Below are 22,972 nucleotides of genomic sequence, written 5' to 3' on the forward strand. Positions count from 1 at the left end.
CCGCGACCGGCGGGGCCGTGCGGACGAACTTCGGGTACTACAACGCCTTCCGCCCCGGGTGGTACGCGCAGTACCCCGGGGCGTGGTTCGCCGCCGGGTGGACCGCGGCCCGGGTCTGGAGCGCGCCGGCGTGGGGCGCGGTCGCGACCTACGGCGGCTACCCGGCCGAGCCGGTGTACTACGACTACGGCGAGACCGTCGTGTACTCGGGGGACACCGTGACCGTGAACCAGACCGAGGTGCCGGCCGCGCAGTTCGCCCAGCAGGCCACGGACCTCGCGGCGACCGGCGCGCCGGCGAAGGACGAGCCCAAGCCCGACGATTTCCAGCCGCTGGGCGTGTTCGCGATGGTCGGCGCGGGCGAGGAGAAGTCCACCAACATCTTCCAGCTCGCGGTGAGCAAGGGCGGGCTGATCCGGGGGAACTACTACAACGCGCTGACCGACACCGACGAGCCCGTGTACGGGTCGGTGGACCCGAAGACGCAGCGGGCCGCGTGGACCGTCGCCGACCGCAAGAGCCCGGTGTACGAGGCCGGGGTCGCGAACCTGACGAGGGACGAGACGACCATGCTCGTCCACTACGGCAAGGACAAGCGGCAGCAGTTCGCGCTGGTCCGGTTGCAGCAGCCCGACGGCGACCCACCCGCGGGCGACAAGAAGTAAGCACCCTCCCGATCCCCGGCCCGAACTCAAGGAGCGAGTGATGATCTCGACGCGGAACCGTCTGGACATTTATGTGGCCCGGGCCAGCGGCCAGTGGGTCGTCCGCGACGCGGACGGGCACTTCTGGTCGCTCCCGCCCACCGACACCCCGTGGGACGACCGCCGGCCGTTCGAGCCGGACGAGGGCGCGGAACTGGAGTCCGTACCGGGGCACTACCGGTACCTGCTCCGGCTGCCCCGCGACTGACCCCCGTGCCGGGCGCGGCCGTCGCGCCCGGCCCTCAGGGACGGGGCACCCGGCTCGACCCGAACCGCACCCCAACCCGAAGCGAGTGCCTCGATGAACGCGGAACAGACCCGACTCCGGGAGGCCCGGGACCAGACCGCCCCGTGGAAGAAGTGGGGGCCGTACCTGAGCGAGCGGCAGTGGGGGACCGTCCGCGAGGACTACAGTGAGGCCGGCGACGCCTGGGCCTACTTCAGCCACGACCAGGCCCGGTCCCGCGCGTACCGGTGGGGCGAGGACGGCATCGCCGGGGTGTCCGACGACAAGCAGCACCTGTGCCTCGCCGTCGCCCTGTGGAACGGGACGGACCCGATTCTTAAGGAGCGGCTGTTCGGTCTCACGAACGCCGAGGGGAACCACGGCGAGGACGTGAAGGAATACTACTTTTATCTCGATAGCACGCCGACGCACTCGTACATGAAGTGCCTGTACAAGTACCCACAGGCCGCGTTCCCGTACGACGACTTGGTCCGCACCAACAAGGCGCGGTCCCGCACCGATTACGAGTACGAGTTGCTCGACACCGGCGCGTTCGACGAGAACCGGTACTTCGACGTGTTCGTCGAGTACGCCAAGGCGTCGCCCGAAGACGTGCTGGTCCGCGTCACCGTCCACAACCGCGGCCCCGAGGCCGCGACCGCGCACGTCCTGCCGACGCTCTGGTTCCGCAACGAGTGGTCCTGGCTCACCTCTCCGGAGCGGCCGACCCTCCGGCAGGAGGCCGACGGTCCCGGCCGGGGCGTCGTCCACGCGGCCCACACGGCCCTCGGCGACCGGTACCTGTACTGCGACGGCAACCCCCCGCTCCTGTTCACCGAGAACGAAACTAACACGCAGCGTGTCTTCGGCATCCCCAACCGCACCCCGTTCGTGAAAGACAGTATCCACGACCACGTCGTCCACGGCCGCGAGGGGGTGGTGAACCCGCAGAAGACCGGCACGAAGGTCGCGGCCCACTACCGCCTCACCGTTCCCGCGGGCGGGTCGCGGACGGTGCAGGTCCGGCTCTCCGACGCGCCGCCCGAGGCGATCGCCCGGGCGAACGGCTCGAAGGGCGCGCCGTTCGGGGCCGCGTTCGACTCGGTGCTGAACGCGCGCCGCGCGGAGGCCGACGAGTTCTACGCGGGCGTCATCCCCGCCAAGCTCGGGGCGGACGGCGCGAACGTGATGCGGCAGGCGCTGGCCGGCATGATGTGGGGCAAGCAGTTCTACCACTACGACGTGGACAAGTGGCTGGAGGAGCGGGGCTCCGACCCGTTCAAGGCGACCCGCAAGGCGTCGCCCCGGAACGACCACTGGCACCACATGTACAACGGCGACGTGATCTCGATGCCGGACAAATGGGAGTACCCGTGGTACGCCGCGTGGGACCTCGCGTTCCACGTCCTGGCCCTGACCCTCGTGGACCCGGACTTTGGGAAGCAGCAGCTCAAGCTCATGCTCCGCGAGCGGTACATGCACCCGAACGGGCAGATCCCGGCCTACGAGTGGAACTTCGGAGACGTGAACCCACCGGTCCACGCCTGGGCCACGTACTTCACCTACAGCCTCGAAAAGCTCCAGGGCGGCGAGGGCGACCGGGAGTGGCTCAAGAGCAGCTTCCAGAAGCTCCTGTTGAACTTCACCTGGTGGGTGAACCGCAAGGACCGGACCGGGCGGAACGTGTTCGAGGGGGGGTTCCTGGGCCTCGACAACATCGGCGTGTTCGACCGCAGCTCGCCGCTGCCGACCGGCGGCTACCTGGAGCAGGCCGACGGGACCGCGTGGATGGCGCTGTTCTGCCAGAACATGCTCCAGATCTCGGCCGAACTGGCCCTGAGCGACCCGGACTATGCGGACATGGTCCTGAAGTTCACCGAGCACTTCTTATGGATCGCGTCGTCCATGACGCACGTCGGGAACGGGACCGGGATGTGGGACGAACAGGACGGCTTCTTCTACGACGTGTTGCGGCTGCCCGACGGCCGGTCCGAGCGGCTGAAGGTGCGGTCGATGGTCGGGCTCCTGCCCCTGTGCGCCGCCACGGTGTACGACGGCCGGGTGCTCGCGAAGTACCCGGAACTGGGCGAGCGGCTCCGGTGGTTCCTCGAGTCCCGGCCCGAGGTCCGCGCCGCGATCCACGACCCCGGGGCGCGGGGGTGCGCCGGCCGGCACCTGGCGTCGATCCTCGACGAGACCAGGCTCCGCCGGGTGCTGGAGAAGATGCTCGACGAGAACGAGTTCCTGAGCGAGTTCGGCATCCGGTCCCTGTCGAAGTACCACGAGGCGCACCCGTTCGTGATGAACGTGGGGGGCCAGGACTACCGGGTGGGCTACCTCCCGGCCGAGTCGGACACCGGGATGTTCGGCGGGAACTCGAACTGGCGCGGGCCGATCTGGGTGCCGGTCAACGCGCTCATCATCCGCTCGTTGCTCCAGTACTACTCCTACTACGGCAACGACTTCACCGTCGAGTGCCCGACCGGGTCCGGGCGGCACATGACGCTGTACCAGGTGGCCGAGGAGATCGGCCGCCGGCTGGCCAACATGTTCCTCCGGGGCGCCGACGGCCGCCGCCCGGTGTACGGCGGCTCCGAGACGTTTCAGACCGACCCGCACTGGAAGGACCTGGTGCTCTTCTACGAGTACTTCCACGGGGACAACGGTGCCGGGCTCGGAGCGAGCCACCAGTCCGGGTGGACCGGGGTCGTGGCGCGGGTCATGCACCTGTTCGCGACGATGCCGGCGGAGTGGTTCCTGAACCCGAACCGGGCCGCCCTGCCCCCGACGACCGCCTGAGGGCAAGCCAACCAGCCGTGCCCGCCCGCATCGGCCACGGGCGAACCGCCCGCACCGACCTTCACCAGAGACCCCTATGACCCTTGACATGTTGTTGGCCCGGGCCGGCCTCCTCGCCGCGACCCTCGCCCTCGCGGCCGGTTGCGGCAAGTCCGGCGACGCCGGCAAGGCCGAGTTGCCCCCGCCGATCGTGACCGTCGCCCCGCCGGCCGAGAGGACGGTCACCCGGTACGAACTGGCGACCGGCCGGGCGGAGCCCCTCGAACAGGTCGAGATCCGCGCGCGGGTCAGCGGCTACCTGATGGACGTGGCGTTCGAACCGGGGACGGAGGTGAAGAGGGACGCGCTGCTGTGCGAGATCGACCCCGAGCCGTACAAGGCCGACCTGGCCCGGGCGAAGGCGAGCCGGGCGACCGCCGAGGCCGACCTGGCGACCGCCGAGGCCGACCTGATCCGCGCGAAGAGCCGCGAGGCGACGACCAAGATTTCCTACGACCGGGAGGAGACCGCGCTGAAGAAGGGGGTGGGGGCCGAGGCCACGCGGGACGTGGCCAAGGGCATGTACGACGAGGCCGTCGCGACCGGCAGGGCCTCGGCCGCCAAGATCAAGCAGAGCGACGCCAAGATCGAGGAGGCCAAGGCGAACGTTCGGAACGCCGAGCTGAACCTGGGGTACTGCACGGTCCGGGCACCAATCGCGGGGAAGGTCGGCGACAAGCTCGTCACCCCGGGCAACCTGGTGACCGGCGGCATCGGGTCCACCACGCTGCTCACGACCGTCGTCGCGGACGAGAAGATGGACGTCGCGTTCGACGCCGACGAGAACACGCTCCAGCGGATCCAGCAGGCGGTGCGGGACGGCAAGATCAAGGCGCCCGCGGCCGGCGAGATTCCCGCCGAGGCCGGGGTGGCGGTCCACGGCACCACCTACCCGCTGAAGGGCCTCATCAACTTCTCCGACAACCGCGTGGACCCCAAAACCGGGACCATCCGCATGAAGGCCCGGTTCGACAACCCCAGGCCCGATAAGGGCCAGCGGCTCCTCGCCGCCGGCATGTACGCCCGCGTCCGCGTGCCCATCGGCGAACCGGTCAAGGCGATGCTGGTGCCTGACTCGGCGTTCGGGTCGGACCAGGGGATCCGCCACTTGTACGTCGTCGGGGCGGACAACAAGGCGGTCCGGATGGACGCCGCCACCGGCGCCCTGGAGGGGGACCTGCGGGTGGTGGAGTCGGTGGTGGTTCCCGGCGAGGGGAAGCCGCGGCCGCTCGCCCCGGGCGACCGGGTCATCGTCAGCGGCATCCAGCGGGTCCGCCCCGGCATGGTCGTCGACCCGAAGCCCGCCACGAAGTGAGCCCGGCCGCCGGTCCCCCAACCACCCCCGCGAGGACGCACCGTGTCCGGATTTTCCAAGGTCTTCATCGATCGGCCCATCTTCGCCGCCGTCATCTCGGTGGTCATCGTGATCGCCGGGCTGCTCTCGGTCCGCAAGCTGCCGATCGCGCAGTACCCGGAGATCGCGCCGCCGAGCGTCGAGGTCCGGTGCACGTACACCGGGGCCAGCTCGACGGTCGTGGCCGAGACGGTCGCCTCGCCCATCGAGCAGCAGGTGATCGGCGTCGAGAAGATGCTGTACATGTCGTCGCAGTGCACCAACGACGGCACGTACGTGCTGACCGTCACGTTCGAGGTCGGGACGGACGTGGACATCGCCCAGGTCCAGGTCCAGAACCGCGTGAACCTCGCCCTGCCGACGCTCCCGAACGAGGTCAAGCAGACCGGCGTGAGCGTCAAGAAGAAGTCCCCGAACATCCTGCTCGTGGTTAACCTGCTGTCCCCGGACAACTCGCGGGACCAGCTGTACCTCAGCAACTACGCCACGATCCGGGTCGTCGACGAGCTGAAGAAGCTCCCGGGCGTGGGCGACGTGACGATGTTCGGCCAGCTCGACTACAGCATGCGGATCTGGCTCGACCCGGACAAGGTCGCGTCCCGGAACCTGACCGCCCCGGACGTCGTCAACGCCCTGAAGGCGCAGAACGTGCAGGTGGCCGCCGGCAGCCTCGGGCGGCCGCCGGTACCGACCGGCCAGGCGTTCCAGTACACCCTCAGCACCCAGGGGCGGCTCATCACGGACGCGGAGTTCGGTGACGTCATCCTCAACATCAGCGACAAGGGGGCCGTCACCCGGCTCCGCGACGTGGTGTCGGACAAGCGGAAGATCAAGGACGAGGCCGGGGTCGAGCGGGAGGTCGGCGGCATCCAGCGCGGCGCGAAGAACGAGGACACCGGGTGCACCCTCGACGGCCGGCCGTCGGTCGGGCTGCCGGTGTACCAGCTCCCGGGGTCGAACGCGATCGAGACGGCCGAGCGGATCAAGAAGCGGATGGAGGAGCTGAAGGAGGAGTTCAAGGGCGGCGTCGACTACGCCATCGTCTACGACACGACGCCGTTCGTCGAGGAGTCGATCGCCGAGGTGTTCAACGCCCTGCGGGACGCGATCATCCTCGTGGCCGTCGTGGTCCTGGTGTTCCTCCAGAGCTGGCGGGCGACGCTGATCCCGCTGGTCGCCGTGCCGGTCGCGATCATCGGCACGTTCGCGGCGATGGCGGTGATCGGCTTCAGCCTGAACAACCTGTCGCTCCTCGGGCTCGTCCTCGCCATCGGCATCGTGGTCGACGACGCGATCGTCGTCGTCGAGGCGGTCGAGCACAAGCTCGCGCACGGCTTCCCCCCGCGGGAGGCGGCGCGCGCCGCGATGGACGAGGTGGCGTCGCCCATCGTGGCCATCTCGCTGGTGCTGATGGCGGTGTTCGTCCCGTGCGCGTTCATCAGCGGCATCACCGGCCAGTTCTTCAAGCAGTTCGCGGTCACCATCGCCGTCTCGACATTCTTCTCGGCGCTCAACTCGCTCACGCTCAGCCCGGCCCTCTGCGCCCTGCTCCTGAAGCCCAAGGCCGAGCAGACCGACCCCCTCACGCGGCTGCTGAACGCCTCCCTCGGCTGGTTCTTCAAGCTGTTCAACGCCGGGTTCGACCGCGGCTCGTCGGCGTACGCGGGGGCCGTCGGCTGGCTGATGCGGCTGTCGCTGATCGTGCTCGTCGTGTACGGCGGGCTGCTGTTCCTGACGTACAAGGCGTTCACCACGGTGCCGACCGGCTTCATCCCCACGCAGGACAAGGGCTACCTCGTCGTGAACGTGCAACTCCCGGACGCCGCGTCGCTGGAGCGGACGGCGGCCGTGATGGCGGAGGCCGAGCGGATCGCCCGCGGCGACCCGAAGGACCGGGAGAACTACCCCGGCATCCCCGGCGTGACCCACACGATCACCATCCCCGGCACGTCGGTGGTCCAGAACGCGAACGGGTCGAACTTCGGGACGATGTTCGTCGTCCTCGACGAGTTCCACAACCGGCACGCCGCCGAGTTGCAGGGGCCGGCGGTCATGGGCAAGCTGCGGGCCGAGCTGTTCCGGCGGGTGGAGCGGGCGGCGGTCGCCGTGTTCCCCCCGCCGCCGGTGGACGGGCTCGGCAGCGCCGGCGGCTTCAAGGTCATGATCCGGGACCTCGGGGCGCAAGGGCTGGCCCCGCTCCAGGCCGCCGCCGACACGGTGGTCGCCGACGGGAACCAGGCCCCGGGCCTCGTCGGGCTCTTCACCCCGTTCCGGTCGAACACGCCGCAGATGTACGTGGACGTGGACCGCACCAAGTGCATGTCGATGGGCGTGCCCATGAACGACGTGTTCCTCACGCTCCAGGTGTACCTCGGCGGGTACTACACGAACGACTTCAACGAGTTCGGCCGGACGTGGCAGGTGAACCTCCAGGCCGACCCCGGGCGGCGGCTCACCCCGGACGACGTCAAGCAGCTCAAGGTCCGCAACGGCGAGGGGAAGATGGTGCCGCTCGGCAGCATCGCCGACGTCCAGCCGGTCGGCGGGCCGGTGATGGTCACCCGGTACGACGGGTTCACGGCGGCGGCGATCAACGGCGCCTCGCTGCCGGGGGTGAGTTCCGGGCAGATGATCTCCTCGATCGACGTGATCGCAACCAAGACGCTCCCGCAGGGCATGGACTACCAGTGGACCGAACTGACGCTACTCCAGATCCGCGCCGGGAACACGGCCATCGTGGTGTTCGCGATCGCGGTCGTGCTGGTGTACCTGCTGCTCGCCGCACAGTACGAGAGCATCCGGTTGCCGTTCGCGGTGATCCTGGTGGTGCCGATGTGCCTGCTGTGCTCGGTCGCCGGCGTGGCGATCGCGAAGATGGACGTGAACATCTTCGTGCAGATCGGGTTCGTGGTGCTGGTCGGTCTCGCGGCGAAGAACGCCATCCTGATCGTCGAGTTCGCCAAGGAAGAGCGGGCGAAGGGACTGCCGGCGTTCGACGCGGCCGTAAAGGCGTGCCGGTTGCGGTTGCGACCGATCCTGATGACGTCGTTCGCGTTCATCCTCGGGGTGGTCCCGCTGGTGCTGGCCGCGGGCGCCGGCGCCGAGATGCGGCGGGCGCTGGGGGTCGCGGTGTTCGCCGGCATGCTCGGGGTCACCCTCTTCGGCATCTTCCTCACCCCGGTCTTCTACTACCTGATGGAGCGGATCGCGGGCGAGCCCGTACCGGCCGCGGCGCCCGGTTCCTCCGCGGCACCGGCGGAACACAACCCCTCACTCGAAGCTTCATCGCACCCGAAACCCTCTCCCACAAGTGATTCGCCATGAACGCCGTGATCGCCGGCCGCCCCTCGCCCCTCGGGGCAACGGTACTTGATGGTGGGGTCAACTTCAGTCTGTTCTCGCGCACCGCGACCGGCGTGGAGCTGCTGTTCTTCGCCCGTGAGGACGACGCCCGGCCGTCGAGCGTCGTCACGCTCGACCCGGTGAAGAACCGGACGTACCACTACTGGCACACGTTCGTCCCCGGGGCGGGGCCGGGGCAGCTTTACGCCTACCGCGTCCACGGGCCGAACGAGCCCGCGGAGGGGTTGCGGTTCGACCCGACCAAGGTGCTGATCGACCCGTACGGGTACGGCCTGGCTGTGCCGAAGAACTACCACCCGGACGCCGCACGGAAGCCCGGCGACAACGCCGGGACCGCGATGAAGAGCGTCGTCGTGGACCCCCGCGCGTACGACTGGGAGGGGGACGCACCGCTGCGGCTCCCGTCGTCCCGGACGGTGATCTACGAGATGCACGTCCGCGGGTTCACCCGGCACCCGAGTTCCGGTGTCGCCGAGCCGGCCCGCGGCACGTACGCCGGCCTCGTCGAAAAGATCCCGTACCTCAAGGACCTCGGAATCACCGCGGTCGAGTTGCTCCCGGTCCACGCCTACGACACGCACGCCTGCCCGGCCGGGCTGGTGAACTACTGGGGCTACCAGACCGTGTCGTACTTCGCGCCGCACCCGCAGTACAGCTCGCGCCCCGACCCGCTCGGGCCGGTGAACGAGTTCCGCGACATGGTGAAGGCGCTGCACCGGGCCGGGATCGAGGTCATCCTCGACGTGGTGTACAACCACACCGCCGAGGGCGGGCACGACGGGCCGACGCTGTGCTACCGCGGCATCGACAACCCGACGTACTACATGCTCGAGCACGGCGGCGGGCGGTACGCGGACTACTCCGGGTGCGGCAACACGGTCAACGCGAACCACCCGGTCGTGCGGCGGATGATCGTGGACAGCCTGCGGTACTGGGTCACCGAGATGCACGTGGACGGGTTCCGGTTCGACCTCGCCAGCATCCTCTCGCGCGGTCCGGACGGGCACCCGCTGCCGAACCCGCCGGTGCTGTGGGACATTGAGTCGGACCCCGACCTGGCCGGCACCAAGCTGATCGCCGAGGCGTGGGACGCGGCCGGGTTGTACCAGGTCGGCAGCTTCGTCGGCGACACGTGGAAGGAGTGGAACGGCCGGTTCCGCGACGACGCCCGCGACTTCTTCCGCGGCGAGGCCGGCACCGTCGGGAAGTTCGCCGACCGGATGCTGGGCAGCCACGAGGTGTACGGACACAAGGCCCGCGAGGCCGAGCAGAGCGTCAACTTCGTGACGTGCCACGACGGGTTCAGCCTCAACGACCTCGTGAGCTACAACGAGAAGCACAACGAGGCCAACCGCGAGGGGAACCGGGACGGGGCCAGCGACAACAAGAGCTGGAACTGCGGCACCGAGGGGCCGACCGGCGACCCCGCCGTCGAGGAGTTGCGGAACCGGCAGGTAAAAAACTTCCACACCGTCACGGTGCTCGCCCTCGGGGTCCCGATGATCCTGATGGGCGACGAGGTGCGGCGGACGCAGGCCGGGAACAACAACTTCTACTGCCACGACACTGAGGCGAACTGGTTCGACTGGTCCCTGGTCGAGAAGCACGCCGACGTCCACCGGTTCGTCAAACTACTCCTCTCTCGGCGGCTGCTCCGCGACACTTCGCACGAGGAGCGGCGGACGAGCCTGACCGACCTGATCGAGAAGGCGAAGAAAGCGTGGCACGGGGTGAAGCTGAGCGAGCCCGACTGGGGTCCGAACTCGCACAGCATCGCGTTCGGGGTCGAACTACCCGGTGAAAAGTTGCTCATGCACCTGATCATGAACGCCTACTGGGAACCGCTGGACTTCGAGCTACCGGCCGCCCCGGCCGGGTGGCGGCGGTGGATTGACACGGCGCTGCCGTCCCCGCAGGACATCGTCGAGTGGCGAAGGGCCGTGCCCGTCCCAGGGGGCTCGTATCGTGCCGGCCTACGGTCCGTTGTGGTACTCGTAGGTGGGTTGTAAGAACGGTGTTGGTAATCCCCATTTCCGAACCTGAAGTGATTGTGCGAGCTGGGGCGGCCGAGACCCGGGTGTCTTGTCTGCCAGGGGCGCGGGAAACTCGGGGCCGGTGGCGAAGAGCCCGTCCCGGCTCAGTTCCCCGAACGCGGCCAGCCACTCGTCCTCAGTCCGGTAGCCTCGATCGGCGCCGTGGGCACCCAGTGCCGGAACGTCGGGGGCCCCCCATCCACTTGCACTCGCACCCGGTCCGCTCGCGGAGCACGGGCTCCAGCTCGTCCGCCGGCCATGATCGCGCCGGGCGGCACTAACGCGAACCCCCCGAACAGCACCGGGTACGGCCCGAACTGGCTCGTACTGGTGCTCCCGTACGTCGAACAGGGCGCGCTGTACAACCAGCAGTCGGCCGCGATCACCGCCTGGGTCAGGGCCAGCACCACGGCCCCGACCGGGGCCGACGGGTGGCGGACCCTCGGGGCCGCGGCCGTGCCCGCGTTCCTGTGCCCGTCGGACCCGAACACCGCCACCGCGTACTCGGGCGCGGGCGGGGGGCAGCTACGTCGCGAACTGCGGCCCGGGCCAGTACAACGACTACGACGGCGCGACCCGGTCGTTCACCCTCACCGGCGGGTCGGCGATCACCGCCCGCGGGCCGTTCTGGGTCGCCACCAAGGGCCCGCACCGCGGCCCCGCGATCCTCGGCATGGCCGACGGGACCACGAACACTGTCCTGCTCGGGGAGGTCCGGGCGGAGACCGTCGCGTCCGACGCCAGCGGGGTCTGGGCCGTCGGGCACCGCAGGTCCAGTTCCGTTGGCGCGTACAGCTTCGGCGACGACGTGCTCATCAACAACCGGAACAGCGGGGCCGACGAAGTGCAGGGGTGCACCGACGCGGCCGCACAGGGCATGGGGTGCTGCGCCGGGTGCAACACCCACCAGGCCATCTTCCGCAGCACGCACACGGGCGAGGTGAACGTGGCGATGGACGACGCCTCGGTGCGGTTCCTCCGGGACGCCACCCCGGCCCAACTGCTCGCCCAGCTCGGGTCCGACTCCGACGGCCTGGTCCTCCCGTCGAACGACTGGTGAGCCGGCGACACCGTTCGGAGCTCCCAGCACGCTGCCGCACCCGATTCGAGGGACCGCACCCCAGTTGGGTGCGGCTCGCTTCCCGCCGACCGCGAAACCAGCCCCGCGGGGCCACGCGGACTCCCGGTGCCGCTTATGTGCCGCTTATGTGCCGCTTATGTGCCGCTTATGTGCCGCTTATGCGGCCTCTCCCCGGCCCTCGCTCGGCCTCCGGGCCAGTGCCCCGCGGACCACACGGCCGCCGCTCAGGTGGACCTCGACCTCCAAAACCTTTACCTCCGGGTCGTCCCCGAAGGCCCGCCCCCGCCACCCCAGGGCGTCAGCGTCCAGGCGGTCGCGGAGGGCGGCCAGAACGTCGCGTGGGCGCGTCGGGCGGGAGCGGGTAGGCCTCGGCCCAGCGGAGAAAGGCGAGTACGCTCTCGGCAATGTCGTCCATCGGCGCGGGTTCCGTTGGTGTGGGTCGAGCCTACCGCGCAGTACCGGTAGGCGGTGAGGTCCGTTGCCGGGGCCGGTTACTCGAACAAACTCGGGGTCGCGTCCTTCCTCCAGGTCGGTAGTCGGTAGCCCCGCCCGTCCCGCGGGTTCACCAACTCGCCCCCCGCGGTGAGGTCGGCCAGCGCCTTGTCGACGGTCCCCGGCCCGTGCCTCTTCCCCGCGGCCTTGAGCGCCCGGAGCACCTCCTTGCGGGTCAGCGACCGGCCGGCCGCGGCGACCACCGCCACCACGTCGGCCTTGCACCCGGTCCGCCCGCCCGGGGACCGCCACCGCACCGTGGGCATGGCCCGCTTTGCGTCCCACACCAGGACCAGACAGGCCACACCCTCCTCGGCGTCGGCCACGCGGACCGTCGGCGGGGTCCTCAGTGGTGCGAGGGACTCGACCAGGGCTCGGGCGGCCTCGACGGCGGCGCGGGGAGTGGTCGGCACGGCGGGACTCGGGTACGGGAACAAATCGGAACACGCTCAACCCCCTCCTGCGGCTGGACCTCACCTCAGATGAGTGTAATACTTCACCCGTTGATAGTGAGCACCCAATCACTATCGGCAGGGAGAACGACGCATGGTCGGGCACCTCGACGCGGACTGCTTCTACGTGAGCGCGGAGCGGGTGCAGCACTCGGACTTGGTGGGCGAGCCGGTCGGGGTGCTGGGCAACAACGGGGCGTGCGTCATCGCCAGGAGCTACGAGATGAGGGCCGCCGGCGTCAAAACCGGCGCTCCGATCTGGGACGCGGTGAAGCTGTGCCCCCACGGGGTGTACGTGAAGCGGGACTTCTACTGGTACGAGGTCCTGTCGCGGAAGATGCTGGAGGCGGTGGGCCGGCACTTCGGCCCGCTCGAATACTACTCCATCGACGAGTTCTTCTTCCGCGCCCAGGCCCCGCGGGCCGGTCAGTCCCTCCACGACGCGGCGCTCGCCGTTCGGGACCACGTCCTCGAAGCGTGCGGGCTGCCGGTGACCATCGGCGTGGCCCGGACGCGGACCCTCGCGAAGTTGTTCAGCGACACGGCCAAGCCGTTCGGCGCGGTCACGGTGACCGACCGGGACCACGAGCGGGCGCTCCTGGCCACGATGCCGGCGACCGAGATCAGCGGCATCGGGGGCCGGCGGGCCGCGCGGCTCGCGCCGTACGGCATCCGGACCTGCCTCGACTTCGCGCTGGCCGACGGGAAGCTCATCAAGCAGCTCCTCACGAAGACCGGGTACGAACTGTGGCTCGAACTCAACGGGCACCCGGTGACCCCGATCCGCCCCGAGCGGTCCCCGCACCAGGTGCTGGCCCGGGGCGGGAGCCTGAAGGGCCACGTCGAGGACCCGGCGGTGCTGTGGGCGTGGTGCGTGCGGCACACCGAGCGGCTCATCGAGGAGCTGCACTTCCACCACGTCCGCACCGACGCGCTGGGCGTCCACTTGAGCTGGAAGGACGGCGCGTCCACGGCCGGCCTGTGCAAGCTGCCGGTCCCGTCCGACCGGCTCGACGAGCTGCTGGACGCGGCCCGCTCGGCACTGCGGCGGGCGTACCGGCCCGACCAGCCGGCCACGCACATGCACGTCGTCGCCCCGAAGTTGCGTCGGGCGCGGGGGTTCCAGCTGAGCCTATTCGACCCGCCGGACCCGAAGCGGGAGGCGGTCGCGCGGGCGAAGGCCGCGGTCAACGAGCGGTACGGCAGGTTCACGCTGCGGAGCGCGTCGACGCTGTACCTGCCGGCCGTGTACGCGGGCCCGGCGAACAACTTCGACACCTGCGACGTGCGGGGCAAGGTGTGCTTCTGAGGTGGCGTCGAGGGCTCAGCCGTGTGTTCCGCCGTCGCCCTCGCCACCAGTGACCTCCCGCTCGCGCTCCTCGAGCAGCACGGGCTGGGGGGGCGGGTCCACGACCGCGGGGGCGAGCGTGAGGTCCGGTTCTACTGGCAGGCCGACCCGACGCTGTTGCCGGTGTGGTGGGACGGCTCCAGGTGGTCCGGTGGGGAACCGGGACCGGGCCGAGCGGAAGCTCCCCCCGACCGGGTGGATGTGGAAGGAGTCGGTCGCGAAGGGCACGTGGGCGGCACTGTCCCCCGAGCCGGTCTTGGTGCCGGCGACCTACGGGTACGCCAACGGCGTCTGGTACCGGGTCAAGTAGGGCATGCAGGGCGTGCTCGTTCGCGACCGCACGGGCCTGCATGTGGTGTGCGTGGTGACCGAGCGGGCCACGCGGTACTACCGGGTCGTGACCCGGGCCGAGTGGGTGCCCGCACTGGTCGGCGAGGTCATCTGAACGGAGCGGTACGATGCCGTACGGACAGAAGTCACCGCAGCAGGATCACGGCTCGGCCGGGCGGACCGACGGAGCCCCCGGGCTCGCGAGGCTTCACTCAAAGGGCGACGACAGCGGGGTGCCGTTCGTCGGGTTGTGGGCCTGGTCCCACACCGACGACCCGGCCGTCGTGTCGGAGCGCTGGCGGATGCTGCGGACGCTGCCGTCGCCCATGCCCACCTGGATCACCCCGGAGGCGAAGCCCTGGACGCGGGTCGGGTCGCAGTCCTCCGGCCGCGGGCGGTCCTGAAACCACGTGCCGTCCGGCGACGAGTCGTTGAAGTAGATGTACACCGGGGGAATCGTCTGGACCGACCAGACGAACGGGATGTCCGGGTAAGCGGCGGCGAAGGTCCACCCGGAGTCGAAGTTCCAGGCCGTCCGGCGGACGCCCGCGGTGTCGTTCGACGGGTCGTCGTCGCCGGCCGTGTTCCGCCGCCGGCAGTTCGCGTACCCCTCCTCCACAAAGACCGTGTTGCTCAGCCCGTCGGTGATGCTCAGAAACGTCGACCCGCCGGTGTACGGCATCCGGTTGACCAGGTACGAAATCGGGCCGGTGTTCTCGGGGTCCGCGGTCAGCGTCGGGTCGAGCCTGTTGACCAGGGCCTTGATCCGCGGCCCGGGTTTCAGGGCCGGGGCGGACGCCTGGTAGATCGTGGCCGGGCCGGGTTCGGACGCGTTCGCGCCCCAGGCACTAACGGTGGTCCGCCCGGCCTCGTAGACCGGGCCGCCGTCCATGAACGGCAGCAACCGGTAGAACACCGGCCCGGTCCACTCCGCCACGTTGCCGTCGTCCTCGACCTTGTCGACGTTGGCCTCGGGCATCACCTTCCTGGTGTCGTGGTAGCTGTGGGTGGCCAGCACGACCTGCTTGATGTTGTTCTGACTCTCGGCCCGCGCGGCCGCCTCCCGGACCCTCTGGACGGCGGGCAGCAGCAGGCCGATCAGGACGGCGATGATGGCGATCACCACCAGCAACTCGATCAGCGTGAACCCCCGGCGGGGTGTTGAGTGGGGCACGTCCGTCTCCGTGGAGTGTTGTGCGGGGTTGGGGTCCGAACCGGTTACGGGAGGGCGATGTCGAAGACGGAGGCGCCCGGCCTGACCTCGACCTTCGGGGAGTCCTTGCCGTAGGGCGACGAGTACTTGGCGTGCAAGGCCTGGAGGGCCGCTCGTTCCTCGGGCGGCACGCGGAAGTTGGTCAGCCCGGGGATCAACTTGGTGACCGGAGTCCGCTTCGCGAGCACCGGCGGGCGGGCGGCACTCGGGCCGGCCGGGACCGGCTCCCACCCGGGGGCGCCCTTCTTCCACGGCACGAACCGCTGGGCCGGCGGCTTCCCGCTCGGATCGAGGACGAGGGCCACGCGGGCGGTGCCGGCGGGCAACTGGTACGCCACGTACGTCCCGTCCGGGTTGATCGGCGCCGGTACCGGGACCGGGCCGTTGGCGTAGTAGAACAGCACCCGGCCGGCGGGAACCGGCCGGCCCCGGTGCGTCACCCGCCCCTTGACCACGCTGGTCCCGACCGGGGTGGTCCCGGGCAGTGCGCGGGGGACCGCCTGCCCGGCGCCGGCCTGCGGCGCCCGCCCGCACGAGGCCGCGACAAGGCACAGCGGGGCGACGACGGCCAGGAACAACAGCAACCTGCGGCGGAAGGTGGGCATGACTCGTGAACCTTGGTCCGGCGTGGCGGGATTCGAAACCGACGGGTGCGGAGCGGGCGGCGCCCGGCCCGGCGGTTACCAGTCCGATCCGAGCAGGTCGCCGCTCTGGGGCGTGCACGCCGCCACCCACGTCGCCACCGACACGGACCCGGCCACCTTCCGCACGCTCCCGTCGGCCAGGGCGACTTGCAGGACCCCGGAACTCAGAGCCTGCGGGACCGTCCCGCGGAAGTTGTCCCGGTCGCCGGCCGTGTCGAACAGCGGGCTGTACGCGCCGCCATCATCGACCGGGAAGACGCCCGGGATCACGATGAACCCGGGGCCGGAGAGTTCGATCCGGTCGGGGCCGGGGAACGGTTTCGGCGGCGCGAGCCAGCCGTCGCCGAAGGTGGTCGTGTCCCACCGCCCGTCCCGGTTCACGCCGATCGTCGTGCCCCCCTGGTCCGCGATCGACTCCGGGCTGGTGTCGGGGAACGGCGGGTGGCCGGACACCGTCGCGGTCGTGCCGCCGGACCCGTACTCCGCGTACCCTTCGGCGAGGAGGACGGTGTTCGACGTGCCGTCCGAGATGCTTTGCAACCGCCCCCGCCCGTTCAGCACGGCCCCGTTCCCGAGGTAGCTGCACATCCACGGCGAAGCCCCCTCGGCAACGAACGGGTCGTTCGGGGCGAGGAGCACCTTGATCGGCCCCCCGCGGCTGGAGTCGGCCGAGAAGTAGGTCTGGGCGCCGGGGGGGTAGTCCGGCGTTACCGCGGACGCCGCGTACAGGTCGCCCTGCTCCAGGTACGGGAACACGAAGAACGGCCAACTGCCGCTCGCGCCGCCCTGGCCGACGTACCCGCCGCCGATGAAATTCATGTCGGCGTCGTACTTCGCAGGAACGTACGGGATGCCCCCGCTGATCGGCGGCAGGAACTTGCGGGCGTCGTAGAACGCGTGGAGGGCCAAGGCGCACTGCTTCAGGTTGTTGGAGCTCTCGGCGCGGGCCGCGGCGTCCCGGACCTTCTGGACGGCTGGCAGCAGGAGGCCGATCAGGACCGCGATGATGGCGATCACCACCAGCAACTCAATCAGCGTGAACCCCGGTTTACGGGGCCGGAAGCGGGTCGGAAGCATCGGACGAATCTCCCCGAGTGGTGCCGATCCTCCGCGCCGGGGAGAGGGGCGGTCGCGGAACTCGACGACGAACGTACTGCGGGCGGGCCGTACCGCTACGGCTGTTCCGCCGCCCTCGTCTTGAACCGCGAGAGGGCCGCGGTCGCAAGTTGCCGGAGGTGGCCGCCGGCCGGGTCCGCCGCCAGTTCCCGGACCGCCTGGCGCGCGGCCGGGGTGCCGACGGACTCGATGACCTCGACTGCCCGGACCTCCGAGATCGCCGCGTACCCGGGCGGACCGTACCGGTCCAGCAACTGCTTGACCCGGGCGCGGGCCGCGCCCGACAACTCCCCGGCGGCCGCCCGTTCGAGGGCCGGCGCGATCGCCCCGAGGTTCCGGGCCAGCTCCCGGCCGGCGGCGTCCCGGACCCTGTCGTTCGGGCTGTCGAGATCGGACAGCCACCGCCCCACCGGCAACTCGGCAGCGGCGGGCGCGCGGACCCGGAGCTTCGCCACCACCCGACGCACGGCTTCGTCGCCGCCGCCGGCCAACTCGGACGCGGCCACGGCCGCGGCGTCCGGGGCCGGGTCGCAGAGTGCGGCCCACAGCCGGTCGAACCGGTCGCCCGTCATGCGGGCCGGTGCCGGCCGGGTCGGGACGGCCCAGACGAGACAAGTGGTGTCGGCCGACGCGGTCACGACCGACCCGCCGAGCGGGTCGAAGCCGATCGCGGTCACCGGACACGGCGGGGCGGCCAGCCTCGTGAGTTCCGCCCCCGTGCGCGGGTCGCAGAAGGCGACGGCCCCGGGGCGCCCGACCGCCAGCCACCGGCCGTCCGGGGAGAACTCGAACACGGGGTTCTGTCGCGACGACTCCGGCGCCGCGACCCGGCCCCGGAGCCGGCCCGTCGCTGTTTCGTAGAGCAGGACCTCGGGGGGCACCGCCGCGGACGGGACGGCGGCGACGGCCAGCGTCCGGCCGTCCGGCGAGAACCGCGTCCGGCCGACCGTGCCGGGGAGCGGGTACCGCCCGAGTTCGCGGAGCGTAGGGAGCTCCAACACCCTCACCCCGGCCTGGTCCGGGACGGCGAGGCGGTCGCCGGAGTGCGACAGGGACAGCGGGCCGATCAGGTCCGGTGGGGAAGCGTCGACCGCGGCGACGAACGTGCGGTCCCACTCCCCGCCGACCGCCCGCACCAGCCCGTGGCCCTCGCGATCGACGGCGGCGATCACGGTCCCGTCCGCCGACACCGCGGCCGCCACCACTTCTTCGTCCGGCTCGCAGCTCTGAATAACGGTGCCGTCCGACCGGCGGACGACGACCGCGCGGCGGCCGTCCGGTACGGCGACCGCGTGACCGGCAGCCGTCCGCCCGACCAGGAGCCCGGAATCGGCCCGCCCGCCCGCCGGGCGGCCGCCGGGCAACCCCCACAGCGTCGAGCCCGCGAGCCCACACGTCTCAACGGACCGGCCGTCCCGGCCCACGAGAACGGTGAGGGCGGGTTCGAACGGTCCCGCCCGCTGGGCGGCGGCCGAGGCGGCCGTCTCGGCCCCGGCCGCCGGGTCCCAGACGCGGACCGACGACTCGGTCTGGCCGGCCGCGAGGGACACGTCCGGGGCCATCCTCGCCCCGACCATGTGGGCCCCGCCCGGGGCCGGGGACCGGACCTCGGCCCCGGTCGCGCGGTCCCACCGGTACGCGGCCCCGTTGACCACGCACCCGACCAGCGATTTTCCGTCCGGCGTGAACGCGAGGTCGGAGTAGCAGCCGTCGGTCGGACCGTAGCCCTGGGACCTGCCGCCCGCGGCCAACTCCCAGACCGTTACCGAACCGAGCCCCGCCGCGGCGACCGCGTCCGCGGTCAGCGCGACCACCCCGCCGGCGGCCGCCGGGCGCGCGAACCGGAATCGCTCCGTTCCGTTCGCGGCGTCCCAGACGGCCACCCGCCCCGTCGCGTCGACCGCCGCGACCCGCTCCCCCGACGGGTCGAACGCCACGCCCGAAACGGCCCCTTCCGGGCCGGCGAGCGACCGGGGGGCGCCGCCGACGCGGACGACTTTGACCACCCCGACGAGCCCCGCGGCGGCGCTCTGGCCGTCGGTCGTTACCGCGATCGCGTGAGACGGCCCGTCGATCACCCAGGTGGCAATCGGCTGCGTCCCGCCCAGGTCCCACGCCCGCAGCTTCCCGGCGGCGGCGACGAACACGCGGCCGGAGGCGGCCACGGCCACCGCCGTCGGCTCGTCCCCGGTCCCGACGCACGTCCGCGCGACCCCGGTGCGTGCGTCCCACACCCGGACCGTGTGGTCGGCCCCGGCGGACGCGACCCAGCGCCCGCACGGTGCGGCCGAAACGAGCTGAACGGTTCCCGCGTGACGGAGTACACCGGTGCCGAGCCGCGCCGTCGCACCCGGGGGCAGCGACTCAGACGTTTGCTGGGTCAACGCGACGGGTGCGGCCGTTGGCGGCCCCCCTGCCGTGCCCGCGAGAACCCAGCCGGCGACCGCCGACGCCACCAGGAGGCCGACGACCGCCGCCCCACCGACCCCGGTCAGCCCGCCGCCCGACCCGCTCGCCAGTTGGGCCGCGGCGGCCGACACGGGTTCCCCGAAGGCCGCCCCGGTGGCGGCCGCCATCGCGCGCTTGGGAACAACGGACTCGACGACCGCGACCACCAGAAAGGCCGCGGGCAGCGACAGCCCCCGGGCGGACAATCGGGTCCGGAGTAACTCCCGCCCCTCGGCCAGCCGCCGGTCGAGCGTCCGCGGGGCAACGCCCAGGCGGGCGGCCGCCGCGTCGCGGGGAAGTCCCTCCAGATAGTAGGCGACGAGGGCCCGCCTACAGGCTTCGGGGAGGCGAAGCAGTTCGTCATCGAGAGCGGCCATCAGCTCCGCCGCCGTCACAGATTCCAGCGGGGACGCGGCCACCGGGCCGTCGTGCTTGGGGGGCGGGACCGGACGACGGGCGGCAACTCGGGCCTTCGTCGCCAGCCGGACCGCGACCCCGTGCAACCACCCCCCGACCCCGTCCGGGTCGCGGATCTGCCCGGCCGACCGGACCAGGGCGAGGAAGACGGCCTGGAAGGCGTCTTCGGCCACGGCCCGGTCGCCGGTCCGGCGGAGGCACACGTTCCACACCATGCCGGAGTGCCGGTGGACCAAGGCCGCGAGGGCGTCCCGGTCCCCGTCCCCGACGTACTGCCGCAGGAGCCGCCCGTCCGCCGACCGGTCATCCCCGGCCTGGGCGGCCTGACAAACGGTCCGAATCAGTGGTGCCAAGTCGTGGCGACTCACAGCCGCTCCGGTCCGGGGACCCGTCGTTGTCGTGTCGTGATTTGACGCACCCTATTGTTCTCCCCCGGGCACAACTTCGCCATTTTTTTTCGACCGTCCGTCGTGACCGAGGGGAGGTGGTTTTCCGACAGCCGGTCATTACCGCCGGGTCCAGCGCGTTCTTCCCGTGCGACTCCTCGGTCAACTCACGGGCGTGGGACGCCATCTCGTGCCCCATTCGGAGCGCGTCCTCCGGCGCCGGGCACCGGACCTCCATCCCACGGTGCCCGTCCGCCAACTGCGAATCTGGGCTGGTCGCCACCAGCAGGTTCCCCAGCGACCGCCGTCCTCGAAGAGCGGGCAATCCAGTCAGCGCCCGAGAGCGGCGGCCGTGCCGAGTACGACGGGTCCAAGCGGCGACGGAGGTCGAAGGTTCCCACGGCCGTCGGCACCTTGGGGCTGTTGCGGGCCCTCCGGGTGACAGCGGCGAGCGAGCCGAAGCGGGCTTGGCCTTGAGTGGCGGGAGCGGCCGCTCCTCACCGCGACCCGAATGAAGACAAACCCGACATCTCCACTGGGGGCGATGGAGACGATGAACGAAGCGTTGAAGAAACTCCTGACGACAGAGCTCGACGGCTGCCACGGCGCGAGCGAGCGAGCGAGCGACGCGCCGCGGCCGCGTTCGTCCTGGCCTGTGTCGAGGACGCGGACTTCGCGGAGCGGGCGGGCGAGGCGTTGACCCGCCTCGGCCACGTGCCGGTGGCCGGTCCCCAGAGGGAAAACTGCCCACCGGCTGGGGATACCCGCCCTCGCGAGGACGAGCCGCGGACCTGGGCCACGGTATCGAGGTGCAGCAGGAACGCATCCACGCCGCCGCACGCGCGGACGGCCTCGGCCACCTTGCGCGCCGGCTCGACGCCGCCGGCCGCGGTGACCACCGTGTTCACCATCGCCACGTTGGCCAGGACCGGCGCCGGGTCGGCGGCCGCCGCGACCGTGTCGGCCTTCGGCTTGTGGAGTTAGGCCCGAACCTCGTACACGGCCCCGCGGGGCGACCGCTCCGAGGCGGTCACCCCGCGGGCCCGGGCGCGGCGGACGACGTCCGGGGTCGGCTGATCGAGGCCGTCGGCGAGAACCTCGCGGACCACGGGGCGGGCGGGGAGCGGCACGAGGCGGCCCCGGTGAGGGTGCGTGACGCGGCTGCCCGTAGCGACCGTGCGGTCCGTACGGGTATCGTGCCACGCACCAAACCCGGCGTCGACGGGCCGGACCGACGAGTCGTGGGGATCTGCGGGAGACGAACCGGTCGCGCCGGTTGTGCGGCCACGCAGGTCCGACGGGATGTGTGCGTCGATGAGGTCGAACATCGAACCTCCTCGGCTGCTGCGATTGGTCTCGAAATGGAACCGACGAATTGCCGCTTCCTGCGGAACGGTCCGGGCCACTTGCGCGACGTGCTTCCAGTCCTTGCGCGTGCGGATGCGGTACACGGCCCGTCCGCGAGGGTCAGTCCGCTCTGGCGGCCAGCTCTTCCGGCCGGTCGGGGAGGATCAGGATCGGCACACCGGGATCGCGGCACAGGGTCCTGCTCACCACCCACCCGTCGGCCCCGAAGAGTAGGTGGTCCAAAACGACCAAGGCCGGGGCCTCGGCACGGGCCACGTCGAGCGCCTCCCGACCGTCGTGTGAGGTGCGGGTGTGATACCCCCGCGTTCGTGTAGGTGGCGACCCCGCACCGGTCTTCGGGTCGTCCTCGGCGATCAGAACCGCGGCGCTGTGACCGGTCCCCTCCATCACACAAACCTCCCCGGTGCGAAGCAGTCCGACCGGAAGCGACCACGGTCAGCCGCCGTCGCGAACGAGTCGGACGTCCACCTCGCGCTCGACGTACTTCCACTCCTCCGACGCCCGCAGCTCGGCCACCATCTGCTCGAACGCGGGCGCGTCGGCCCCGGCGTAGTCGAAGAGCGTGACGAAGTCGAACGGCTCCGCCTCGCCGAGGTCGCGGCAGTGGTGCAGGCGGCGGGCGACGGCCGGGAGGTACCGGAGCCCGGTCCTCACGTGGTGCGACGTGTCCTCGAAGACGGCCCGGCGCTCGTCCTGGGTGAGCGCCCACCACGCCGCGTTCTTGCGGATGGGGATCAGCGCGGCGTGGGTCGCGGTCGGCCGCCCCAGGCCGACCTGCTTGGCCGCGAGTTCGGTCTTCTCGGGTCGGGTGGCGTACCGCTCGTTGCTGGTGACCCCGCGCAGCACCCACCCCGCCCCCGCACCGGCCGGGTGGGTGAGAACGTTCCGGTTGACCATGTCCAGCCGCTCCACGCTCGGGAGCGGCTCTCCGAGGTACGGCTTGATGAGCGTGACGCGCCAGGCACCCGTGGGGCCGCCCACGAAGCTGAAGAGGCGCGGGTTCGGTTCGGCGGTCACGTCGGTGCCCCCTGGGGTCGGTTGAGGAATCGGGTTGTTCCGCAGCGCGCGGTACGCGACCGCCGCACCGGCCGCACCGGCGGCGACCCCGGCGAGGAAGCGTCGCCGGGTGGTGCGGGGGCGATCGGGTTCGCTCATGTGA

16 protein-coding genes and 3 pseudogenes are annotated in these 22,972 nt (G+C 71.1%); 11 read left to right on the forward strand and 8 right to left on the reverse strand.

Going from position 1 to position 22,972, the window contains the following annotated elements:
• The 8 genes and pseudogenes from ACTIGN_RS23015 to ACTIGN_RS23050 all read left to right on the forward strand — a co-directional run.
• Nucleotides 1-665: pseudogene (locus ACTIGN_RS23015) on the forward strand (protocadherin); the annotation flags it as partial.
• Nucleotides 666-705: 40 nt separating this feature from the next.
• A complete protein-coding gene (locus ACTIGN_RS23020; RefSeq protein ID WP_439628223.1) occupies nt 706-912 on the forward strand; it encodes a hypothetical protein in 207 nt (68 codons plus the stop codon).
• Nucleotides 913-1,005: 93 nt separating this feature from the next.
• Complete coding sequence (locus ACTIGN_RS23025) at nt 1,006-3,729, forward strand: MGH1-like glycoside hydrolase domain-containing protein (protein WP_439628225.1); 2,724 nt, start codon at nt 1,006-1,008, stop codon at nt 3,727-3,729.
• A gap of 76 nt (nt 3,730-3,805) precedes the next feature.
• Nucleotides 3,806-5,083 carry an efflux RND transporter periplasmic adaptor subunit gene (locus tag ACTIGN_RS23030; RefSeq protein ID WP_439628228.1) on the forward strand — a complete coding sequence of 426 codons (1,278 nt, stop codon included), beginning with the start codon at nt 3,806-3,808 and terminating at the stop codon, nt 5,081-5,083.
• Between the two features lie 42 nt (nt 5,084-5,125).
• Nucleotides 5,126-8,446 carry an efflux RND transporter permease subunit gene (locus ACTIGN_RS23035; protein ID WP_439628230.1) on the forward strand — a complete coding sequence of 1,107 codons (3,321 nt, stop codon included), beginning with the start codon at nt 5,126-5,128 and terminating at the stop codon, nt 8,444-8,446.
• Entirely contained in the window at nt 8,443-10,494 is a 2,052-nt protein-coding gene (glgX, locus tag ACTIGN_RS23040) for a glycogen debranching protein GlgX (RefSeq protein WP_439628232.1), read from the forward strand. Before ACTIGN_RS23035 ends, glgX begins: the two co-directional genes overlap by 4 nt.
• Before the next feature lie 282 nt (nt 10,495-10,776).
• Nucleotides 10,777-11,004, forward strand: a pseudogene (locus tag ACTIGN_RS23045) (DUF1559 family PulG-like putative transporter); the annotation flags it as partial.
• A gap of 37 nt (nt 11,005-11,041) precedes the next feature.
• A pseudogene (locus tag ACTIGN_RS23050) lies at nt 11,042-11,578 on the forward strand (DUF1559 family PulG-like putative transporter); the annotation flags it as partial.
• 512 nt (nt 11,579-12,090) lie between these two features.
• Here ACTIGN_RS23050 and ACTIGN_RS23055 read toward each other — a convergent pair.
• Entirely contained in the window at nt 12,091-12,504 is a 414-nt protein-coding gene (locus tag ACTIGN_RS23055; protein ID WP_439628234.1) for a hypothetical protein, read from the reverse strand.
• A 133-nt stretch (nt 12,505-12,637) separates the two neighbouring features.
• Here ACTIGN_RS23055 and ACTIGN_RS23060 point away from each other — a divergent pair, with 133 nt between their 5' ends.
• The 3 genes from ACTIGN_RS23060 (at nt 12,638) to ACTIGN_RS23070 (ending at nt 14,336) form a co-directional block, all read left to right on the forward strand.
• Nucleotides 12,638-13,852, forward strand: coding sequence for a DNA polymerase Y family protein (locus ACTIGN_RS23060; RefSeq protein ID WP_439628236.1), 1,215 nt, complete (start codon nt 12,638-12,640; stop codon nt 13,850-13,852).
• Nucleotides 13,853-14,042: 190 nt separating this feature from the next.
• Nucleotides 14,043-14,201, forward strand: a complete 159-nt coding sequence (locus tag ACTIGN_RS23065; RefSeq protein ID WP_439628238.1) for a hypothetical protein — start codon at nt 14,043-14,045, stop codon at nt 14,199-14,201.
• 3 nt (nt 14,202-14,204) lie between these two features.
• Entirely contained in the window at nt 14,205-14,336 is a 132-nt protein-coding gene (locus ACTIGN_RS23070) for a hypothetical protein (protein ID WP_439628240.1), read from the forward strand.
• Nucleotides 14,337-14,429: 93 nt separating this feature from the next.
• Here the strand turns inward: ACTIGN_RS23070 and ACTIGN_RS23075 are convergent, their stop codons facing one another.
• The 7 genes from ACTIGN_RS23075 to ACTIGN_RS23105 form a co-directional block, all read right to left on the reverse strand.
• The gene (locus ACTIGN_RS23075) at nt 14,430-15,395 is read right to left on the reverse strand and encodes a DUF1559 family PulG-like putative transporter (protein WP_439628242.1); all 966 of its coding nucleotides are present in this window, start codon (nt 15,393-15,395) and stop codon (nt 14,430-14,432) included.
• A 44-nt stretch (nt 15,396-15,439) separates the two neighbouring features.
• Nucleotides 15,440-16,039 (reverse strand): hypothetical protein, encoded by a 600-nt coding sequence (locus ACTIGN_RS23080; RefSeq protein ID WP_439628244.1) that lies wholly within the window; start codon nt 16,037-16,039, stop codon nt 15,440-15,442.
• Between the two features lie 75 nt (nt 16,040-16,114).
• The gene (locus tag ACTIGN_RS23085; RefSeq protein WP_439628246.1) at nt 16,115-17,155 is read right to left on the reverse strand and encodes a DUF1559 family PulG-like putative transporter; all 1,041 of its coding nucleotides are present in this window, start codon (nt 17,153-17,155) and stop codon (nt 16,115-16,117) included.
• Nucleotides 17,156-17,250: 95 nt separating this feature from the next.
• A complete protein-coding gene (locus tag ACTIGN_RS23090) occupies nt 17,251-20,412 on the reverse strand; it encodes a sigma-70 family RNA polymerase sigma factor (protein ID WP_439628248.1) in 3,162 nt (1,053 codons plus the stop codon).
• A 1,013-nt stretch (nt 20,413-21,425) separates the two neighbouring features.
• The gene (locus ACTIGN_RS23095) at nt 21,426-21,773 is read right to left on the reverse strand and encodes a hypothetical protein (RefSeq protein ID WP_439628250.1); all 348 of its coding nucleotides are present in this window, start codon (nt 21,771-21,773) and stop codon (nt 21,426-21,428) included.
• Between the two features lie 139 nt (nt 21,774-21,912).
• The gene (locus tag ACTIGN_RS23100) at nt 21,913-22,200 is read right to left on the reverse strand and encodes a hypothetical protein (RefSeq protein ID WP_439628252.1); all 288 of its coding nucleotides are present in this window, start codon (nt 22,198-22,200) and stop codon (nt 21,913-21,915) included.
• 48 nt (nt 22,201-22,248) lie between these two features.
• A complete protein-coding gene (locus tag ACTIGN_RS23105) occupies nt 22,249-22,710 on the reverse strand; it encodes a chlorite dismutase family protein (protein ID WP_439628290.1) in 462 nt (153 codons plus the stop codon).
• Nucleotides 22,711-22,972: the final 262 nt, after the last annotated feature.

The organism is Gemmata sp., from assembly GCF_051859125.1.
GTDB lineage: Bacteria > Planctomycetota > Planctomycetia > Gemmatales > Gemmataceae > Gemmata.